This is a genomic window from Pseudomonadota bacterium (genome assembly GCA_030859565.1).
Taxonomy (GTDB): domain Bacteria; phylum Pseudomonadota; class Gammaproteobacteria; order JACCXJ01; family JACCXJ01; genus USCg-Taylor.
On sequence record JALZJW010000270.1, the window covers coordinates 1 to 2,524 of the forward strand.

At 64.1% G+C, this 2,524-nt stretch carries 1 protein-coding gene and 1 rRNA gene; both read right to left on the bottom strand.

From position 1 onward, the window contains the following. Nucleotides 1–15: 15 nt before the first annotated feature. Nucleotides 16–1,550 (bottom strand): 16S ribosomal RNA (locus M3436_20615). A gap of 639 nt (nucleotides 1,551–2,189) precedes the next feature. Next, nucleotides 2,190–2,524, bottom strand: a 335-nt coding sequence (locus M3436_20620) for an HAD family hydrolase (GenBank protein ID MDQ3566373.1), incomplete at its 5' end; no start/stop codon positions are given.

Genomic DNA, 2,524 nt, shown 5'->3' on the forward strand with positions numbered 1-2,524 from the left:
GACGGCGCTCCCTAGAAAGGAGGTGATCCAGCCGCAGTTTCCACTACGGCTACCTTGTTACGACTTCGTCCCAATCACCAGCCCCGCCCTCGACGGCTGCCGCCCCCCTCTCGCGAGGCGGGTTGGCCCACCGGCTTCAGGCGTTGCCGGCTTTCGTGACGTGACGGGCGGTGTGTACAAGGCCCGGGAACATATTCACCGCGGTACTGCTGACCCGCGGTTACTAGCGACTCCGCCTTCACGCGGGCGAGTTGCAGCCCGCGATCCGAACTGAGACCGGGTTTGGGGGATTCGCTCCGCCTCGCGGCTTGGCTACCCACTGTCCCGGCCATTGTAGCGTGCGTGTAGCCCGAGGCGTAAGGGCCATGCTGACTTGACATCATCCCCACCTTCCTCCGGTTTGCGGCCGGCAGTCCGTCTAGAACATCCAACTAGACGCGGGGGTTGCGCTCGTTGCGGGACTTAACCCAACACCTCACGGCACGAGCTGACGACAGCCATGCAGCACCTGTGGAGCACCCTCGAAGGCGACGCGCTTTCACGCGCTTGCAGCCCCATGTCAAGCCTCGGTAAGGTTTTGCGCGTTGCGTCGAATTAAACCGCACGCTCCGCCGCTTGTGCGGGCCCCCGTCAATTCCTTTGAGTTTTAGCCTTGCGGCCGTACTCCCCAGGCGGCAGACTTCCCGCGTTAGCTCCGGCACGGAGGGGGTCAAGTCCCCCCACGCCTAGTCGGCATCGTTTACTGCGTGGACTACCGGGGTATCTAATCCCGTTCGCTCCCCACGCCTTCGCACCTCAGCGTCAGGTGCAGCCCAGGTGGCCGCCTTCGCCACGGGTGTTCCGCCTGATCTCTACGCATTTCACCACTACACCAGGCATTCCACCACCCCCTGCTGCCCTCAAGCGGCGCGGTCCCCGACGACCCTCCCCGGTTGAGCCGGGGGCTTTCACGCCGGGCCGGCGCCGCCGCCTGCGTGCGCTTTACGCCCAGTAACTCCGGACAACGCTCGGACCCTACGTATTACCGCGGCTGCTGGCACGTAGTTAGCCGGTCCTGATTCCGCCGGTACCGTCAAGCCCCCCCTCGCGAGGGCGCCTTCTTCCCGCCGAAAAGCGGTTTACACCCCGAAAGGCGTCATCCCGCACGCGGCGTTGCTCCCTCAGGCTTGCGCCCATTGGGGAAGATTCCTTGCTGCTGCCTCCCGTAGGAGTCGGGGCCGTGTCTCAGTCCCCGTGTGGCTGGCCGTCCTCTCAGACCAGCTACCGATCATCGCCTTGGTAAGCCGTTACCCCACCAACTAGCTAATCGGCCGCGGGCCCCTCCTGCGGCGAGTTCCGAAGAACCCTTTGCGCACCCGGGCCACGCCCGGATGAGCTCATGCGGAATTACCCCGCGTTTCCGCGGGCTATCCCCCACCAACCAGGGTAGGTCACCCACGTGTTCCGCACCCGTCCGCCACGTAAGTCCCCCGAAGAGAACCCCGTTCGACTTGCATGCATTAGGCACGCCGCCAGCGTTGATCCTGAGCCAGGATCAAACTCTCCACCAAAACGCACCAGGCCGCGAGCCCTTGTGGCTCGACAGCGGTGCTCATTGTTCAACCATCTGTCTGGCTGTGTTGTCCCACTCGATTGACGGGATGGCACCTCACCAAGCACCGTTTGCGTATTTGCTCCGTCTTCGACGCGCTATCTCAATCGTTTCAGCCTCGTGTCGACACCCGATCCCAAGCGCGAACGGCGAAGCCGCCCGCTTTGACATCATCATCTCCACAACGCCGAAACGCGCGTCAGCTTGTCAACGTGCTTCCCCTCTGGGCAACCCAGAAGCGGCCCTCGTTGTCGCGAGGGCGGGCGACGAACGCCCACTGACCAGTCGTTCCGCGAATGGGACGACCGTACAAACGCTTCCCGAACACCTCGGGGGAATGCCCTCGTTCAAGGGCCTAGCTAGTATACCGCATCAACCATAATCGGTCAAGTGCGATCGCGCTTCCAATCCATACCAGTTTCCTGGCGACCGGGGCGCGTCCAAGCCTGGCCGCGGGACCGCTGTTCCGCTAGGGCTTGCGCATAGTACTTGTCTCGTGGCCTTTGTGTCAAGGGAAATTGTGAACCACTGATGAATGCGGCAAGCATCTCGCCGATGCCGTTGCTTGGGTTCGGCGCAAACCAACCGCGGTTGGGATTCACCGCGACAAATCGGGGCCGAAATGGGTGGCCAGCTCACCGATGGCCCGGAGCCGGAAGTCGATCGCCGGGTCGCCGTCCGCGGCGTCCCGCGCGGCATAGTGACCGTGGGCGATCTGGACGGTGGTTGCCGCGTCGCCCAGGACCGCCCGCGCCCGCCGCAGCACGGCGGGCTTGTCATCGACAATGACGTGGCGATCGGCGGGATAGAATGCGGTGGCCTCGAGGAAGTGCTCCGTCTTCCGCGGAAAAACCATTACCGCTCCCGCGACCGCATCGGCCAGCCCGGCCCGCCAGATCTTGCGGACCTGAAACGCGGGATCGCCGTCCGAAA